Here is a 16002-nt window from a genome sequence, read left to right as displayed (position 1 = left end):
CGCACGGGTCACTTCAGGGTGACGGTGGCGCCGGCGCCCTCGAGGGCCTCCTTGGCCTTCTCCGCGGCAGCCTTGTCGACCTTCTCCAGGATCGGCTTCGGGGCCGCCTCGACCAGGTCCTTGGCCTCCTTCAGACCAAGGCTGGTGAGACCGCGCACCTCCTTGATGACCTGGATCTTCTTCTCGCCGGCCGACTCGAGGACGACGTCGAACTCGTCCTGCTCGACGGCCTCTTCGGCGGCAGCGGCCGGGGCGCCCGCGGCAGCGGCAACGGCAACCGGGGCGGCGGCGGTGACGCCGAACTCCTCCTCGAATGCCTTAACGAACTCCGACAGCTCCAGCAGGGTCAGTTCCTTGAACTGGCCGAGGAGCTCTTCGGTGCTGAGCTTCGCCATGGTGGCGGTCCTTCCGTAAATGTGTTGCTGGGTGATCACTGAATGGGTGTTGCGTGGGTGACTGCGTCAGCTCTCGGCCGGCGCGGTCTCCTCGGTGCTCGCCTCGGCAGGTGCCTCGACCGTGTCCTGCACGGCCGGCGCCTCGTCCGCCCCTTGATCCTGCGCTGGGGCGGCCTCGGCCGGCAGCTTGTCCTGCAGCGCCGCGAACAGGCGCGCGGCCTGCGACAGCGGAGCAGCGAACAGCGACACCGCTTGCTGCGGAGCCGCCTTCATCGCACCTGCGAGCTTCGCGAGGAGGACCTCACGCGACTCCAGGTCAGCGAGCTTGTTGATCTCGTCAGAGCCGAGTGCCTTGCCTTCCAGCACTCCACCCTTGATGACGAGAAGGGGATTCGCCTTGGCGAAGTCACGCAGGCCCTTGGCCGCAACCACCGGGTCGCCCTTGATGAACGCGATGGCCGACGGACCCTGCAGCAGCGAGTCGAACGACTCGACGCCGGCGTCCTTGGCCGCGATCTTGGTCAGCGTGTTCTTCACCACGGCGTAGTTCACGTCGTCACCGAGCGCAGTGCGCAGTTCCCGCAGTTGCGCCACGGTGAGTCCGCGGTACTCGGTCAGCACGGCGCCGTTCGAGCTCCGGAAGTTCTCCGTGAGCTCTGCGACGTCGGCGGCCTTGTCCGGCCTCGCCATGGGGTCTCCTTCCGCCCTGCGTACACAGGGTTTGGCTTGATCACCGGAGACTGGCGGCCGACCCCACTCAAAAGAAAGCGCCCCTGCGCAGGCGCAAGGGCGTGAACATACTTCTGTCACACTATCCAAGTCACCTGCGCGGGCCGCCCACTCAAATGTGGGACCTTCAGCTACTCAGGGAGCAGCGACCAGCGGTCTTCGGCAGAGTTCATTGTGCCTGACCGTGACGCGGGAACCAAATCGGTTCCGATCAGCCTGGCCGATCCGGGGTCGGATGCGGCGGGATCCACCGGTGCATCGCGGCCGCGGCGGCCCAGCCGGTCGCGGCCATGATCACGATCGCCGGCGCCAGCCCGAGTACGGCGGTCGCCCCCGCCAGCAACAACGGCCCAGCACCGTTCCCGGTGTCGGCGAACAACCTGAATGCCCCCAGGAACTGAGCCCGGCCGACCGGTGGAGACGCATCGGCCCCCAAAGTCATGATCACCCCGGCCCCGAGCCCGTTCCCGACGCCCATCAGCATCGCGACCGCCGTCAACGTGACGGTCGAGTGGGTCAGAGGCAGCAGCAGGTGCGCCAGCCCGAGGACGAACATCGACGGTACGGCGACCCACTTGCGACCAAGGCGGTCCATCACCGACCCGGCCGGATAGAACAGCAGCATGTCGACCGCGCCGGACAACCCGAAGATGATGCTGGTGGTCTGCGGATCGAGCCCGATGTGCAGCGCCCACAGCGGAATCACCACCTGCCGCGACGCCCTGACCGCTCCGACCAGCAGCGCGCCCACACCGAGGGTCCGCAAGACCGGCATGTGTTCCCGGATCACGGTCCACGTCGACTGTGCGGCAACCGGCCGGCTTCCGCGCGTACGTCGTACCGACTCGATGTCAGGCAGGCTCACCAGCACGCCGCAGGCCAGGACCGCGGCGACCAGGTGGACCCAGTAGGCGCCGTCGGTGCCGAGGAACCTCATTGCGAACGCGCCGAGGAACGGGCCGATGAAGGAGCCGATCCGCTGCACGCCGCCGAGCGTGGACAGCGCGCGAGCCCGCATCTCGACCGGCACGGCCTCGCTCAGGTAGGCCTGCCGGGCAAGGCCCCACACCGCTCCGGCCACTCCGGTGGCGGCGATCGCGATCGCGAGACCCCAGGCCGTCGGGACGAGCAGGCAGGCGACCAGGGCCAGCGCGACCAGCCCGGTCGCGAGGATCATCGCGCTGCGTTCACCGATCTTGCTGGTGAGCGCGCCGGCCGGGATGTCGCCGATGACCTGACCGAGTCCGGCCGCCGCGACGACGAGTCCGGCTGCGGCGACCGAGGCACCGAGGTGGGTGGCGGACACGGCCACGACCGGCGCGATCGCGCCCTGGCCGATGCCGTAGAGGAGGGCCGGGAGATATACGGACGGGGCGATCCGCCAGAGGTTCATCGGGTCGACCCGGCCGGCGCGGCGGCTCGCGCCGTACAGCGGTCTCGTTCGGCGGGGGTCGCGCCCAGCAACTCGGACACCGACCACGCGGCCGGGACGATCCGCTCGCCGAACTCCTCCAGCCGTTCCTCCGGCATCCGCATCTCCGGCCCGGAGATCGACAAACAGCCGATGGCCTGTCCGGAGAAGTCGAAGACCGGTGCCGCGACAGACCTGATCCCCGGCGTGCGTTCCGCCATCGACTTGGCGAAGCCCTTCGTCCGGATCTCGGCAAGCTGAGCGGCCAGTACGACGGGATCCGTGATGGTCTGCGGAAGCACCTGCCTGAGTGGAGCGGACAGCACCTCGGCCTGCCGTTCCCACGGCGAGAACGCGAGCAACACCTTGCCCGGAGCACCGAGCGGCAACGGCACCGGAATGCCGAACTCCGTGTAGGTACGACGCAATTGATGGCGACTCTCGATCTGGTCCAGTACGACGCGTTGCCCGCTGGGCAGCAACTCGTGCACGGCCGCGGTCTCCTCGGTATCGTCGCGGAGCGCGCGCAACACCGGCATCGCGGCGTCGCGCAGGCCGGCCGGGATCCCGCCGCTGTGAGCCAGCTGGGCGACCAATGGACCGATCGCGTAGCGGCGGTGCGCCGTCTGGCGGATCAACCCGTTCTCCTGCATCGCCAGCAGGAGCCGATGCACGGTGCTGGTGGACAGACCGGTGGCGCGGGCCAGATCGCTGATGCCGAGGTCGGGAGTGCGGGCGTCGAAACACCGCAGGATCGCCACTGCCCGGTCGATCGACTGCACCGCCCCTCGAGGGGGAGCCTCAGCCGGCACCGGGTCTTCCTGCATACCGAAAGAATATCCCACGATACGGGAAATGGACGCCCGCTCTCACTTGCTGGACACCGCGGCACCTAGGCTGACCGCAGGTCTTGCCGATCACGTTGGGAGCACCATGTCCGGTTCGGTCCAGCTGGGTTCCGTGAAGGTTGCTGGCAGCAACGAAGAGCCGGTGGTGCTCGACCCGGACCGGGGCGTGGTGCCGGTCCGCGAGCTCGTGCCGGGCTTCGACGGCGACCTCCTGTCACTCCTCGGTCGGACCTCGCTGAGCGAGCTGGCTCTTGCTGCGAGTTCCGCGCCGGTGGACGTGTTCCGCGACCCGGCCGACGTCGCGTTCACGGCGCCGTACCGGCATCCGCGGAAGCTTTGGGGGATCGGGCTCAACTACCTCGAGCACGCCGGCGACCTGTCCGAGAACGTGCCGACCGAGCCGGCCTCGTTCATGAAGGGCGATCACACGATCATCGGGCCGGGCGATCCGATCCCGGTGCCGTCGCAGAGCACCCGGACGACGGCCGAGGCCGAGCTCGGGCTGGTGATCGGGCGGGAGTGCTACCAGGTCGAGGAGGACGAGGCGCTCGACTACGTGTACGGCGTGGTGCCGGTGCTGGACCAGACGGCCGAGGACATCCTGGAACGCAACCCGCGGTTCCTGACCCGGTCGAAGAACTTTCCCGGGTTCTTCTCGTTCGGACCGACGATCACCGGGCTGGACGCCGTACTCGCGCACTGGGGTTCGCTCGACGCCGTTGAGGTGTCGACGGTGCTCAACGGCTCCGTGCACCGGAGCAACACGGTGTCGAACATGGCCTTCAGCCCGGCGTTCCTGGTCAGCTTCCACAGCAAGGTGATGCCGCTCTTCCCTGGCGACATCATCTCCACCGGTACGCCGGGAGCCGTCCACATCAACCCCGGCGACGTGGCGGAGTGCCGCATCCCCGGCGTCGGCGTACTGACCAACCCGGTGACCGCCGGCCAATGACCATCACCGAGTCCTGGCGGCAGATCGATCGCTGGCAGGCTCAGTACGCTCCGGCCACTCACGACGTACTCGCGCCACCCGCTAGTCCACGCCCTCCACACCAGCACCGGCCTCAACGGGTGGTACCCCTACCTCACCACCCACAACGAACTCTGGTGGGACCAAGGCCCGGACAAGAGATCACTCAACAACGAACCCCTCGCCCGGGCACCCGGCGCCTGACCATCTAACGGTTGGCCGGCCGGGTGACCGGAACGACGGCGAGGAGGTCCTCCAGGCCCTTGAAGTCGTCCGGGCTGGTGGTGAACAGGGGCAATTCCTCGGCCACCGCGATGCTGGCGATCATCAGGTCGGCGATGCGGCGCCGCGGTGTCCGGCCCGCGGCGACGACGGCGGCACAGATCCTGCCGTAGATCCGGGCGGCGTCGGCATCGAACGGGATCGGGTCGAACTCGTTCTCGACTCGCTGAAGGATGTCCATCCTCCGTGCCCGCTCAGCATGCTCGTCGTACGTCTCGTCGGTGCGCACCTGGTGTGGCCCCGCCGAGAGCTCGGCCAGGGTGATGGCAGTGATGGCCATCTCGGCCGGCAGCTCCGCGGGGTCGATCGACCTCCGCAGGATCACGATGTTCGTGTCGAGCAGGCCCCGCTCGTACTCACCGGGCATAAGGGTCGTCCGGCTCCTGGTCGACGAGAGCGTCCTGATCGGCAGGGTAATCGTCCAGCGAGACCTCCGGCGCAGTCCTGGACATGGCGGCGAACTCGGCCCGCGGGACGAACCGGCGCCGCCTGCGCAGCGGAACCAGCTCGCCGATGCGGTGACCGTCCCGCGTGACGATGAAGATCTGGCCGCCCTGGACGGCGTCCATGATCTCCCTGGATCGCATGCGCAGATCGCGCTGGGTGATCTCCGGCAGTCCGCTCATAGAGCCATGGTAACCCCGCCGTGGCACCCGGTGCTACCGGGTAGCACAGCAGGTCGGGAGGGTCAGCTCAGGACGGCGAGGGCGTCGATTTCTACCAGCATGTCTTCGCGGGGGAGGCCGGTGAAGACGGTGGTGCGGGAGGGCAGGACGCCGCTCGGCGTGCGGGTGGAGACGAACTCGGCGTACGCCTCGTTCATGGCGGCGAAGTGGTCGCGGGTGGTGAGGTAGACGCGCATCATCACCACGTCGTCGAAGCTGCCGCCGCCGGCCGTCAGGATCGCCTCGACGTTCTGCAGGACGCGGGTGGTCTGGCCCTTCACGTCATCGGTGAAGACGAACTCGCCGGTGGCCGGGTCGACGGACCCCTGGCCGGACACCTGCAGGATGTTGCCCTTGCGGACACCCTGCGAGTACACCGGCAGCGGCGCGGGGGCGTCGGTGGTGGAGACGGCGGTCTTGTCGGACATCAGGGTCATACCTCTCAGTTGTAGTCAGTACTGATCGCTTTGGTGCTGGCGAGCAGGTCGGGCAGGAGCTCGAGCACCTGCTCGTAGTTCAGCAGTACGTCGGGCACCGAGACGGACACGGCCCCGACGATCCGGCCGTCGTGGTCGGTGACCGGTGCGCCGATGCAGTTGATGAAGGACTCGTGCTCCGCCCGGTCCTGCGCCCACCCCTGAGCCCGGACTTCGTCCAGTTCGTCGCGCAAGGCATCGGACTCGGTGATCGTCTGCGGTGTGAACGCGCGGTAGTCGATCGACGCCAGCAACGCCTCCCGCTCCCGCGTCGGCTGAGCCGCCAGCAACACCTTGCCCACCGCGGTGCAGTGCAGGGCAGCCGGTACGCCGACCTGCGAGTACATCCGCACCGACCGCACACTGTCGAGCTTGTCGATGTAGATCACCTCACCGTTCTCCCACGCCGCGAGATGCACGGTCTGCCCGGTCTTCTGGTTCAGCTGTCGCAGGTGCGGTGCAGCAACCGCTCGTACGACGTGCTGTTCGCGAGCCGCATCCGCCAGCGAGAACAGCCGCGACCCCAACCGGTAGCGATGCGACTCGTCACGCCGTACGAACCTATCTGCCTCCATGGTCCGCAGCAGCCGCAGCACAGTTGTCTTGTGTACGTCGAGCTCCGTCGCAAGTTGATCCAGCGACCTGTCCCCCTCACCCAAGCTGGCAAGGATCTGCAACGCCCTGGCAAGGCTCTGACTCATGGCAGCTTCACACCGGCCGGACCGACCTGTGTGGCGGCCCACTCCTCGTCAGAGCAGTTCAACAGGGTCTGACGGACAGCAGGGTCCAGCGGGGCCGCGTGATCCTCCGGCACGGCCAGCACCGCAGCAGCACCCAGGTGCCCCAGCCGCAACCTCTGCTCCATCGGCAACCCCTGCAACGTCCCAGCAAGGAACCCGGCCGCGAAGGCGTCACCAGCGCCTACCGGCTCGACCACCTCGACAGTGAGCGCCGGGACCTCGGTACGACGACCATCCGGCTCGAGCACGAGGGCAGTATGCGCGTCGTTCTTCATCACCAGCGTGGAGCGGGGACCAAGCCGTTCACGCAGCTCAGCGGGGTCACTGGTCCCCGCGAAGACCTGAGCCTCGTCAGCCCCGATCAGTACGACGTCAGCCGCCCGCAGCAACCGCCAGAGTGGCTCCGGGTCCTTGTCGCGCCACAGCGCCGGGCGCCAGTTGAGGTCGACACTCAGCTTGAAGCCGTAGGTGTCGCGCAGAGCAGCCAGCCGCTCGAGCATCTCGGCAGCCGTGGCGGAAATGGCGGCGGTGATACCGGTCGTGTGCACGACCTCTGCACTCTGTAGGCGTGTGCGGACCGCAGGCTGCTCCAGGAAAGCCGGGTCCATGGCCGAGGCGGCTGAGCCGGAGCGGTAGTAGTGCATCCGCGAGCGGCCATCCATCGAGTGCTTCACATACAGGCCGGTCGGCCGATCCGGGTCGTCCTCGACACCCCCGACCTCGACGCCACGTTCCTGCAGGTCACGCAGTACGTGCCGACCGAACCCGTCGTCACCGAGCCGCGAGATCCAACTGGTCGCGATCCCCAAGGCAGCCAGCCCACCGGCCACGTTGCACTCGGCGCCGCCCACCGACCGCCGGAACGACTCCACATCCTCCAGCGGACCACCCGCGTCCCCGGCGAACATGATCATCGCCTCACCGAGGCAGACCGCGGTCGGGCCCGTCTCACCAACGGGGTCGGACATCGGCACTCCTCGGCGGGCAAGTGATGGGATGGGGGTGGAACACGTCTCGTTGACGCGGGTTCCGGCGCGATGCTACAACCGTGGAGTCAGAATACGCAATCACCATTGCGTATTCTGCAATCTCAGCCAACAGCAGAGGATCCGATGCCAGCCTCCTACGATGCAGACGCCCTCACCGCTCTTGCCGACCAGCAGGTGAGCTGGCAGGACAAGGCACTACCGCCGGCGTTCTGGGGCCGGACCGTCGCCGAGGTGCTGGCGGACAAGCCCCGGCTCTCCCAGCTGCCCACTCCCCTGCTGACCCTGTCCGCACCCGGCCTGCGGCACAACGTGGACACCCTGGCCCGCTGGTGCGCCAAGCACGGCGTCGAGCTGGCACCACACGGCAAGACCACGATGGCCCCTGCCCTCTGGGCCATGCAGCTCGAGGCCGGCTCCTGGGCGATCACCCTCGCGAACGGCTTCCAGCTCGGCGTCGCCCGCGCATACGGCGTCAGCCGAGTGCTGATCGCCAACGCGGTCGTCTCCCCGCTGCAACTGCGCTGGATCGCCGATGAGCTCGCGTCCGACCCTTCGTTCGAGGTCCTGGTCTGGGCCGACTCGGTCCGAACCGTCGAGATCATGGAGGCGGCCCGGTCGGCGTACGTCGGACCGGACGCCCGGCCCCTCGACGTACTGGTGGAGGTCGGCGGACTCGACGGCCGGACCGGTGCCCGTGACGCCGAGACCGCACTGGCCGTCGGCCAGGCGATCGCCGACGCATCCACACTGCGGCTCGCAGGGGTCGCCGGGTACGAAGGTGCCATCGGCCACGGCGTCGACGAGTCCGACCTGGAGACTGTCCGGGCGTACCTCCGCGAGCTGGGCGGGATCCACACTCGTCTGCGGGAGAAGGGCTTGTACGACGCGGACGTCGTACCGGTGGTGAGCGCTGGAGGCAGTCAGTACTTCGATGATGTCGCCCGAGTGCTGGCTCCACTCGGTGAGGACGGCGCGCGCGTGGTGCTCCGATCGGGTGCGTACATCACGCATGACGACGGCATGTATCGCCGGCTCTCGCCGCTCGGTGAGACGCCGCGGACGGACGGGGACCGACTGGTTTCCGCGATGCACGGGTGGGTCCGGATCACCTCGCAACCCGAGCCGGGACTGGCGATCTTCGACGCGGGCCGACGCGATCTGCCGTTCGACCAGGATCTGCCCGAGCCGCAGCTGATCCGTCCGCGCACGGAAGGCGAGCCGGTGCTGAAGGCGGACGGGATGACCGTCGCCAAGCTGAACGACCAGCACGGGTACCTGCAGTTCGACGGCGACCCGGTTGTCATCGGCGACGAGCTCAGAGTCGGTCTTTCGCACCCGTGTACGGCGTTCGACAAGTGGGGACTGATCCCGGTCGTCGACGACCCGGACGCTGCCGACCCTGTCGTCGTCGACCTGGTCAGGACCTTCTTCTGACATGGCCGACCTGCTGATCAAGGGCGCGACCGTACTGGACGGCTCCGGCGCTCCCGGCGTTCTCGCCGACGTGGCCGTCGACGGTGCGCGCATTGTGGCTATCGGCAACAACCTGCCGGCCGGCCGCCGTACGATCGATGCCGATGGCCTGGCGCTGTCGCCCGGCTTCATCGACATGCACGCGCATTCCGACCTGCAGATCCTGGCGAATCCGGACCACGCGGCCAAGGTCAGCCAGGGCGTCACCCTGGAGGTGCTCGGCCAGGACGGCCTGTCGTTCGCACCGATCGACGACCCGACCCGATCCGTGGTCCGGCGCCAGATCGCGGGCTGGAACGGCGAACCGGACGACTTCGACTTCTCCTGGTCCACGGTCGGCGGGTACCTCGACCGACTTGACCAGGGCATCGCGTGCAACGCGGCGTACCTGGTCCCGCAGGGCACACTGCGGATGATGGTCGTCGGCACCGAGAACCGCCCGGCCACCCGCGCCGAACTGGATGAGATGAAACGGCTGCTCGCCGACGGCCTGCAGCAGGGCGCCGTCGGCATGAGCAGTGGCCTCACCTACACCCCCGGCATGTTCGCGACCACCGACGAACTGGTCGAGTTGTGCACGGTGCTGGCCTCCTACGGCGGTTACTACAGCCCTCACCAACGGTCGTACGGCGAAGGCGCCTTGGACGCGTACGGCGAGATGGTCGAGGTCGCCCGTCGATCCGGCTGCGCCCTGCACCTCACCCACGCGGTGATGAACTTCGAGCCGAACCGCGGCCGCGGCACCGACCTGGTGGCGATGATCGACAAGGCCGTTGCGAACGGGGTCGACGTCACCACCGACACGTATCCGTATTTGCCTGGGGCAACGACACTGGCGGCGATCCTGCCGAGCTGGACGGCCGAGGGTGGGCCGGACGCGCAACTGGAGCGACTCCAGGACCCCGCGTCACGTGAGCGCATCGCTCACGAGATGGAGTACGTCGGCTCGGACGGCTGCCACGGTTGCGTGACGGACTGGAACACCATCGAGATCGGCGGCGTGAAGAACGCGCAGCTCAACAGTGCTGTGGGCAGGACGGTGGCCGCGATCGCCGGTGAGACCGGCGCGGCTCCGGCCAACGTGTTCTTCGACCTGCTGATCCGCGACAACCTGGCGACGTCGATCCTGCAGCACGTCGGGCACGAGGAGAACGTCCGGACGATCATGCGGCACTCGAGCCACACCGGCGGCTCGGACGCGATCCTGGTCGGGGCGAAACCGCATCCGCGCTCGTGGGGGACGTTCCCGCGCTATCTCGGCCAGTACGTCCGTGAGCTCGGCGTACTCGAACTCGCCGACTGCATCCATCACCTCACCGGCCGCCCGGCCCGGCGACTGCGGCTGACGGATCGCGGGCTGATCCGAAAGGGGTACTACGCCGACCTCGTCCTGTTCGACCCGGCCGGCGTGCGCGACACTGCGACGTTCGACGAGCCGCGGCAACAGGCCGAGGGCATCCCCTACGTCTTCGTCAACGGCGAACCGGTGATCGACGAAGGCCACCGTACCGACACTCTCCCCGGCCGCGCCGTCCGTCGTACCGATGCAGTCCCTGGCGGTGCCGTCCGTCGCACCGATGCAGTCCCTGGCGGCGCTGACCGTCGTACCGAATCCTGAGAGGACTCCCGATGAGCACCACCCTGGATCTGCTCCGCACCGACCGCGTCCTGACCGTGGTCCGGGCGCCGGAGATCTCCGACGCTCGCGACCTGTGTGCGGCCTTGGTTGCCGGCGGCATCCATGTCGTGGAGCTGACCTACACCACGCCCAACCTCCCCAAGCACCTCGAACGCGCCGCATCCACCGCTGCCGAGACCGGCGCGGTGGTGGGAGCCGGCACCGTGCAGACCGGTGCCCACGCGAAGCAGGCGATCGACGCGGGGGCACAGTTCCTCGTCACGCCGGGCCAAGGTCCCGAGGCGGCCGCGATCGCCGAAGCCGCTCGCGCCGCCGGGATCCCCGTCGTACTCGGCGCGTTCACCCCGTCCGAGGTCATGACCGCCCTCGCCCTGGGCTCCGACGCGGTGAAGATCTTCCCGGCGCACCAACTCGGCCCGAAGTACTTCAAGGACCTCAACGGCCCGTTCCCCGGCGTACCCCTGATCCCGTCCGGTGGCGTCAACGCCGGCAACGCCCGCGACTTCCTCGCCGCCGGCGCCCTCGCCGTCAGCGCCGGCACCGACGTCGTCTCCCCGGCCGATGTGGCGGCGGGGAACTGGCAGGACATCACCGCCAAGGCGGCCACCTTCTGCAAGGCCCTGCAGTGAGGATCACCGCGGTCGAGACAGTTCGCCCGCGGATCCAGTCGAACCTGTGCTTCGTCCGGCTGCACACCGACACCGGGCTGACCGGTCTCGGTGAGTCCTTCTTCGGCGCACCCGCCGTGGAAACTCACATCCACGAGACGGTCGCACCTCTCCTGCTCGGCTTGGAGGATCCCGCACCACAACGGGTGGCGACACTGCTCACGCCGTACGTCGGTTTTCAGGGCGGTGGCGCCGAACTCCGCGGCAACGGCGCAATCGACATCGCCTTGTGGGACCTGATCGGCAAGGCCACCGGCCTGCCGTTGGCGCGGCTGCTGGGTGGACCGGTCCGGGATCGCATCCGGACCTACAACACCTGCGCGGGTGGGCGCTACGTCAGCACCACGACCCGGCAGAACTCCTCGAACTGGGGCCTGCCCGCCGATGGTGGCGAGTACGAGGACCTGTACGCCTTCCTGCACCACCCCGCCCGGCTCGCCCGCGAACTGTGGGACGAGGGCACGCGCGGAATGAAGATCTGGCCGTTCGACCAGGCCGCCGAGGAGAGCAACGGGACCGACATCTCGCCCCGGGCGCTCGCCGCCGGCCTGGACATCGTCGCGGCGATCCGCGCCGAGGTCGGGTTCGAGATGGACCTGATGATCGAGTTGCACGGTCTGTGGACCCGGACCGCGGCCGCCAAGATCGCCCGGGCGCTGACGGAGTTCCGCCCGTACTGGATCGAGGACCCACTCCGCCCCGACGCCGCCGACGCACTCGGCTTCCTGCGCGCGGAGATCGACGTACCGATCGCCACCGGCGAGACCTGTATCGGTCGCCGCGGCTTCCTTCCGCTCTTCCAACGCGGCGCGGTCGACGTCGCCACCCTGGACATCGGCTGGACCGGTGGCATCACCGAAGCCGCCAAGATCGCCTCCCTGGCCGACACCTACTCAGTCCCGATCGCCCCGCACGACTGCACCGGCCCGGTCTCCCTGGCCGTCGCCACCCACGTGGTCTGCAGCCAACCCAACGGCCTCATCCAGGAGACCGCCCGCTCGTTCATCCGGACCTGGTACGCCGACCTGGTCGAAGGCCTCCCAGAGCTGGTCCCGGGCGAGGTCGTCCTCCCCACCACTCCAGGCCACGGAGTCCGCCTCCGCGACAACCTGGTGCCGGACGACCTCGCCACCTCCCGGCTATCCGATCAGCTCTAGCATCGGGCCTTCGTGGAGGGCTCGGTAGACCTTGTCGCGTAGAGCGTTCGCCTCTGCGTCGGTGAGGGTTCGGTCCACCGGTCTGAGGACCAGTCTGACCAGTACGTTCCGCTGACCTGGGGTCAGTTGGAGGCGTTCACGAGCAGCCGGCGGCAGGTCGTCGTACGGCGTCTCGCCGAGGACCTCAAGGGACTCCGCGGCGTCAGCGTCGGCGCCGAGTGCGTTGCGGACCTTGTCGCCGAGCACCTCGGGTGACACGTCGGCGGACGCGTCAACGACGACGGAGAGGTCGCGGCGGACCGGTGGCATGGAGGAGACGGGCTTGTACGGCGCCAGGTCGAGCATCTGATCCGCTACCCGGGGATCGGTTGATCTGAGCAAGCGGATATCGCGGATGCCCTTGCGCAGCATGAGGAGGCGGTCCAGCCCCGGTCCCATGGCCAGACCGGTCCAGCTGGCGTCCAGACCGGCTCGTTGGAGGACGTGTGGCGCCGCAACACCGCACTCACCGATCTCGATCCACTGGTCATCGAGTAGTACGTCGATCTGGCGGCCGTGGATCGTGTAGGGGTGGACTGCGGGCACGGTCCGGTACGTCTGGCCCGGCAGCACGGTGTCGACGAGCCGGGCGATCATGTCTTCCAGCTCGGGCTCTCCGAGTGTGACGTTGCGGCTGATACGCCACAGGTCGAGCTGATGCGGCGTACCGGTGTGCTGCCAGTCGACGGAGTCACGGCGGTAGCAGATGCCTGCACAGATCATCAGTACGTCGGACGCCGAGGAGCCGGCCAGCTCACGCAATGCCGGTGGGATCATCGCGGACGTGTGACTGCGCAGTACTTCGCCTTCTGACGCGTAGCGGGTGTAGCGGGCCTCCCGGGTCACCGCGTCACCGGCGTACCCGAGGTTGTCGTAGTTGTCGGCGAGTGTGACCACGGGATGGTCGCGCCTGGTCCAGATCTCGGTGTACGGCCAGGTATGGCCCAGCGCCGTACGGATGGAGTCGACGATCAGCTGGATGGCATGAGGTCCCTGGGCCGGATCGGTGAGGTCGCGCAAGGACAGGGCGTCGTGCAGTTCAACACGGGTGAGGACAGACATGGGTTTCGCTCCAAGGTGACGGTCTCGACGGGGGTCCACCCCGGTCGGCCACGGTCACCTCAGGAGAGAGCGCAGCAGCAGCTCACCCCGTCGGCACCGTCGTGCCGGCCGGGGCGCAGAAATCGCCGCCCGTACTGCGTCATGCCATCCACTCTACCTGCCACGTCCGGCACTGCCCGACGGAATTTCCTCGGCACTCGGTCGGCATTCTTCCGGCATTCCTCCGGAATTCCTTGTCCCGAGCGCCGAATCGGGTGCAACGATGGGCCGCATGCGATGGATCGACACACTTGAAGCCGCAGCCGCCGAGAAGCTGCCCGAAGCCGTGCACCGGTATTACCGGCAGGGCGCGGCCGGCGGGGTCAGTGTGGGCGAGGCCGTCGCGGCCTGGTCCTCGTACCGCTTCCGGCCGCGTGTGCTGAACGACGTGTCCACGGTCGAGTTGGGTACGACGGTGCTCGGTACGCCGGTCGACGTACCGGTGCTGGTGGCGCCGTCGACCCTGCACCGGATGGCGGATCCGGACGGCGAGCTCGCGATGGCGACCGGTGTGGCCGCGGCGAACTCGCTGATCGGCCTGTCCAGCAACGCCGGTACGACGTTCGCCGACGTCGGGGCGAGCGGTGTGCCGTGGTGGTTGCAGATCTACGTCGTGCGGAATCGCGAGATCACCGAGCGCATGCTGGACGCGGCCGTCGAGGGCGGCGCGCGGGCTGTCGTCCTGACCGTCGATACACCAGTGGTCGGCCGCAAGGAGGACACCGGGGAGACCGTGTGGGATCTCGTCCAACCCAGCCAGTTCCTGGCGAATCTGCCCGACGGTGATTGGACCGACGAGGACTTGGCAAAGGCGGATGACCTGAGTCCGGACGTGATCGGCTGGCTCGCCGAGCGCACCGGGCTGCCGGTGGTGGTGAAGGGTGTGCTGCGCGGCGACGACGCAAAACGCTGCGCGGACGCGGGCGCCGCCGGCGTGATCGTGTCTAACCATGGCGGCCGCCAACTCGACGCGTCCATCCCGACCGCACAGGCGCTGCCGGAGGTCGCGGAGGCGCTCGCGGGCACGAGTACCGAGATCTACGTCGACGGCGGCATCCGCCGCGGCGAACACATCCTGGCCGCCCTGGCCCTAGGCGCCCGAGCCGTCTTCGTCGGCCGCCCAGCCCTCTGGGCCCTCACCGTCGACGGCTCCGCCGGAGTCACCCGCCTGCTCACCGACCTGGGCACCGAGCTCGACCACTGCCTCCGCCTCGTCGGCTGCCCTCGCACCACCGACCTGACCCCCGACCTGGTAACCCAGCACCACCCCCACTAGCTCCGACCACACGCACTCGCAGGATCGCGTGGTGGGTAAGGGAGCCGAGACGACTTGGTGCCGTGGGTGGGGTGGAGTGACCGGGGTGGCTCGTACGGTGGGGTGGCGGAGAGCGGGTTGGAGGGTGTGAGAGGGGCGTGGGTGTGGAGCCGTTGCGGATTGTTTCGTTGAATGCCTATCCGGCTGGCTACCAGCTGGTTCATGACTTTGCGGAGCGGAACGGGCACGAGATCGTGCTGGTGGTGACGCTGCCGCACTCCACTCGGTACGGCTAGTCGGTCCGGCCGATGGTTCTGGATCTGCCGGAGCGAACCACTGCACTGATCACCAGCAAGTTGCGGACCGTCGCGGCCCCGGTGATCGAGACGCTGCGACCGGACGTGATCATCTCGGCGGCGTTCCCACGACTGATCCCGGCGGAGATCCTCGAGATGCCGAAGTACGGCGCGATCAACTGTCACCCGTCCCCGTTGCCGGCCGGGCGCGGGCCGACGCCCCAACGGCTGATCTACGAGGGTGACGAGCGGGTCGGCGCGAGCGTGCACCGGACCGCCGCCGAGTTCGACACCGGTGCGCTCCTCGCGCAACGGATCGCGCCGCTGCCGGACGATCTCAACGGCACGGGCATCATGCACACCTGGCGCGCCCTGCTCACCGAATGCCTCGACGAGGCCGTCCCCCGTCTCCTCGCCGGCGACCCCGGCGAGGCACAAGACCCGGCCGAGGCGACCGAGGCACCGTTCTTCACCGAGGCGGAGTACGTGCTCGACCTCACCGAACCGTCCTCAGTGGTACGGCGGAAGGCCGCGGCGCTGAACGTGACGTCGCCCGGAGCCAGGGTGCAGCTGGGCGGTACGACGTACGTGATCAGCCGGACGGACGTCGTACCGACGGAAACGACCGCGGCGCCGGGCAGCGTGCTGGAAGAACACGAGGACGGTTGGACCGTGCAGACCGGCGACCTCCCCCTCCGCCTGACCCGGCACTCCCCTTAACTCCACCCCGTCACCAAGGCGGGGCCCGTATGCATGCGAAAGGGCCCCGGTCCGGGCGGGTTCACGTGGTCGTCGCAACACCTCGATTTGAGGAGTTGCGACGGCCATGTCGTTTTTGGAGGATTCCGAGCGTCACGGTGATGCGTTGG

The 16002-nt window shown here is 68.4% G+C and carries 17 protein-coding genes; 7 read left to right on the top strand and 10 right to left on the bottom strand.

Going from position 1 to position 16002, the window contains the following annotated elements; translation table 11 throughout:
• Positions 1–8 precede the first annotated feature (8 nt).
• The 4 genes from rplL to EV652_RS41270 form a co-directional block, all read right to left on the bottom strand.
• Positions 9–395 carry a 50S ribosomal protein L7/L12 gene (gene rplL, locus EV652_RS41285; protein ID WP_132216127.1) on the bottom strand — a complete coding sequence of 129 codons (387 nt, stop codon included), beginning with the start codon at positions 393–395 and terminating at the stop codon, positions 9–11.
• A gap of 66 nt (positions 396–461) precedes the next feature.
• A complete protein-coding gene (gene rplJ / locus EV652_RS41280) occupies positions 462–1085 on the bottom strand; it encodes a 50S ribosomal protein L10 (RefSeq protein WP_132216124.1) in 624 nt (207 codons plus the stop codon).
• 250 nt (positions 1086–1335) lie between these two features.
• The gene (locus EV652_RS41275) at positions 1336–2517 is read right to left on the bottom strand and encodes an MFS transporter (RefSeq protein ID WP_132216121.1); all 1182 of its coding nucleotides are present in this window, start codon (positions 2515–2517) and stop codon (positions 1336–1338) included.
• A complete protein-coding gene (locus tag EV652_RS41270; protein WP_132216118.1) occupies positions 2514–3362 on the bottom strand; it encodes an IclR family transcriptional regulator in 849 nt (282 codons plus the stop codon). Before EV652_RS41270 ends, EV652_RS41275 begins: the two co-directional genes overlap by 4 nt.
• Before the next feature lie 106 nt (positions 3363–3468).
• Here EV652_RS41270 and EV652_RS41265 point away from each other — a divergent pair, with 106 nt between their 5' ends.
• Positions 3469–4335 carry a fumarylacetoacetate hydrolase family protein gene (locus EV652_RS41265; RefSeq protein ID WP_132216115.1) on the top strand — a complete coding sequence of 289 codons (867 nt, stop codon included), beginning with the start codon at positions 3469–3471 and terminating at the stop codon, positions 4333–4335.
• A gap of 226 nt (positions 4336–4561) precedes the next feature.
• On the opposite strand, the gene EV652_RS41260 is transcribed toward EV652_RS41265, so the two are convergent.
• The 5 genes from EV652_RS41260 to EV652_RS41240 all read right to left on the bottom strand — a co-directional run bounded on the left by EV652_RS41260 (position 4562) and on the right by EV652_RS41240 (position 7484).
• Positions 4562–5002: a type II toxin-antitoxin system VapC family toxin gene (locus EV652_RS41260; protein WP_132216112.1), complete on the bottom strand. Its 441-nt coding sequence runs from the start codon at positions 5000–5002 to the stop codon at positions 4562–4564.
• Complete coding sequence (locus EV652_RS41255) at positions 4992–5261, bottom strand: prevent-host-death protein (protein ID WP_132216109.1); 270 nt, start codon at positions 5259–5261, stop codon at positions 4992–4994. Before EV652_RS41255 ends, EV652_RS41260 begins: the two co-directional genes overlap by 11 nt.
• A gap of 62 nt (positions 5262–5323) precedes the next feature.
• A complete protein-coding gene (locus EV652_RS41250) occupies positions 5324–5728 on the bottom strand; it encodes a RidA family protein (RefSeq protein ID WP_132216106.1) in 405 nt (134 codons plus the stop codon).
• A 14-nt stretch (positions 5729–5742) separates the two neighbouring features.
• On the bottom strand, positions 5743–6477 hold the full coding sequence (locus EV652_RS41245) for an IclR family transcriptional regulator (protein ID WP_132216103.1): 735 nt from the start codon (positions 6475–6477) through the stop codon (positions 5743–5745).
• A complete protein-coding gene (locus EV652_RS41240) occupies positions 6474–7484 on the bottom strand; it encodes a sugar kinase (RefSeq protein WP_132216100.1) in 1011 nt (336 codons plus the stop codon). Before EV652_RS41240 ends, EV652_RS41245 begins: the two co-directional genes overlap by 4 nt.
• A gap of 144 nt (positions 7485–7628) precedes the next feature.
• Here EV652_RS41240 and EV652_RS41235 point away from each other — a divergent pair, with 144 nt between their 5' ends.
• The 4 genes from EV652_RS41235 to EV652_RS41220 are packed head-to-tail and all read left to right on the top strand — an operon-like array spanning position 7629 to position 12442.
• Entirely contained in the window at positions 7629–8939 is a 1311-nt protein-coding gene (locus EV652_RS41235; RefSeq protein WP_132216097.1) for a type III PLP-dependent enzyme domain-containing protein, read from the top strand.
• Between the two features lies 1 nt (position 8940).
• Positions 8941–10596: an N-acyl-D-amino-acid deacylase family protein gene (locus EV652_RS41230; RefSeq protein WP_132216094.1), complete on the top strand. Its 1656-nt coding sequence runs from the start codon at positions 8941–8943 to the stop codon at positions 10594–10596.
• 11 nt (positions 10597–10607) lie between these two features.
• Positions 10608–11246, top strand: a complete 639-nt coding sequence (locus EV652_RS41225; protein WP_132216091.1) for a bifunctional 4-hydroxy-2-oxoglutarate aldolase/2-dehydro-3-deoxy-phosphogluconate aldolase — start codon at positions 10608–10610, stop codon at positions 11244–11246.
• A complete protein-coding gene (locus EV652_RS41220) occupies positions 11243–12442 on the top strand; it encodes a mandelate racemase/muconate lactonizing enzyme family protein (protein ID WP_132216089.1) in 1200 nt (399 codons plus the stop codon). The genes EV652_RS41225 and EV652_RS41220 overlap by 4 nt, the downstream gene beginning before the upstream one ends.
• On the opposite strand, the gene srmL is transcribed toward EV652_RS41220, so the two are convergent.
• A complete protein-coding gene (gene srmL, locus EV652_RS41215) occupies positions 12425–13543 on the bottom strand; it encodes a PheS-related mystery ligase SrmL (protein WP_132216086.1) in 1119 nt (372 codons plus the stop codon). The genes EV652_RS41220 and srmL overlap by 18 nt on opposite strands.
• Before the next feature lie 271 nt (positions 13544–13814).
• Here srmL and EV652_RS41210 point away from each other — a divergent pair, with 271 nt between their 5' ends.
• Entirely contained in the window at positions 13815–14858 is a 1044-nt protein-coding gene (locus EV652_RS41210; protein WP_132216083.1) for an alpha-hydroxy acid oxidase, read from the top strand.
• Positions 14859–15145: 287 nt separating this feature from the next.
• Entirely contained in the window at positions 15146–15853 is a 708-nt protein-coding gene (locus EV652_RS41205; RefSeq protein WP_132216080.1) for a methionyl-tRNA formyltransferase, read from the top strand.
• Positions 15854–16002 lie beyond the last annotated feature (149 nt).

The organism is Kribbella steppae, from assembly GCF_004342025.1.
Lineage (GTDB): Bacteria > Actinomycetota > Actinomycetes > Propionibacteriales > Kribbellaceae > Kribbella > Kribbella steppae.
The sequence above is the reverse complement of the archived record's forward strand: the minus strand, read 5'-3'. Positions and strand labels throughout refer to the sequence as shown.

Coding starts and splice junctions, on each gene's coding strand:
- EV652_RS41240 (WP_132216100.1), bottom strand. CDS start 7,484: ATGTCCGACCCCGTTGGTGAGACGGGCCCGACCGCGGTCTGCCTCGGT.
- EV652_RS41275 (WP_132216121.1), bottom strand. CDS start 2,517: ATGAACCTCTGGCGGATCGCCCCGTCCGTATATCTCCCGGCCCTCCTC.
- rplL (WP_132216127.1), bottom strand. CDS start 395: ATGGCGAAGCTCAGCACCGAAGAGCTCCTCGGCCAGTTCAAGGAACTG.
- EV652_RS41255 (WP_132216109.1), bottom strand. CDS start 5,261: ATGAGCGGACTGCCGGAGATCACCCAGCGCGATCTGCGCATGCGATCC.
- EV652_RS41245 (WP_132216103.1), bottom strand. CDS start 6,477: ATGAGTCAGAGCCTTGCCAGGGCGTTGCAGATCCTTGCCAGCTTGGGT.
- EV652_RS41235 (WP_132216097.1), top strand. CDS start 7,629: ATGCCAGCCTCCTACGATGCAGACGCCCTCACCGCTCTTGCCGACCAG.
- EV652_RS41260 (WP_132216112.1), bottom strand. CDS start 5,002: ATGCCCGGTGAGTACGAGCGGGGCCTGCTCGACACGAACATCGTGATC.
- EV652_RS41250 (WP_132216106.1), bottom strand. CDS start 5,728: ATGTCCGACAAGACCGCCGTCTCCACCACCGACGCCCCCGCGCCGCTG.
- EV652_RS41265 (WP_132216115.1), top strand. CDS start 3,469: ATGTCCGGTTCGGTCCAGCTGGGTTCCGTGAAGGTTGCTGGCAGCAAC.
- EV652_RS41205 (WP_132216080.1), top strand. CDS start 15,146: ATGGTTCTGGATCTGCCGGAGCGAACCACTGCACTGATCACCAGCAAG.
- EV652_RS41225 (WP_132216091.1), top strand. CDS start 10,608: ATGAGCACCACCCTGGATCTGCTCCGCACCGACCGCGTCCTGACCGTG.
- EV652_RS41230 (WP_132216094.1), top strand. CDS start 8,941: ATGGCCGACCTGCTGATCAAGGGCGCGACCGTACTGGACGGCTCCGGC.
- EV652_RS41270 (WP_132216118.1), bottom strand. CDS start 3,362: ATGCAGGAAGACCCGGTGCCGGCTGAGGCTCCCCCTCGAGGGGCGGTG.
- rplJ (WP_132216124.1), bottom strand. CDS start 1,085: ATGGCGAGGCCGGACAAGGCCGCCGACGTCGCAGAGCTCACGGAGAAC.
- EV652_RS41210 (WP_132216083.1), top strand. CDS start 13,815: ATGCGATGGATCGACACACTTGAAGCCGCAGCCGCCGAGAAGCTGCCC.
- srmL (WP_132216086.1), bottom strand. CDS start 13,543: ATGTCTGTCCTCACCCGTGTTGAACTGCACGACGCCCTGTCCTTGCGC.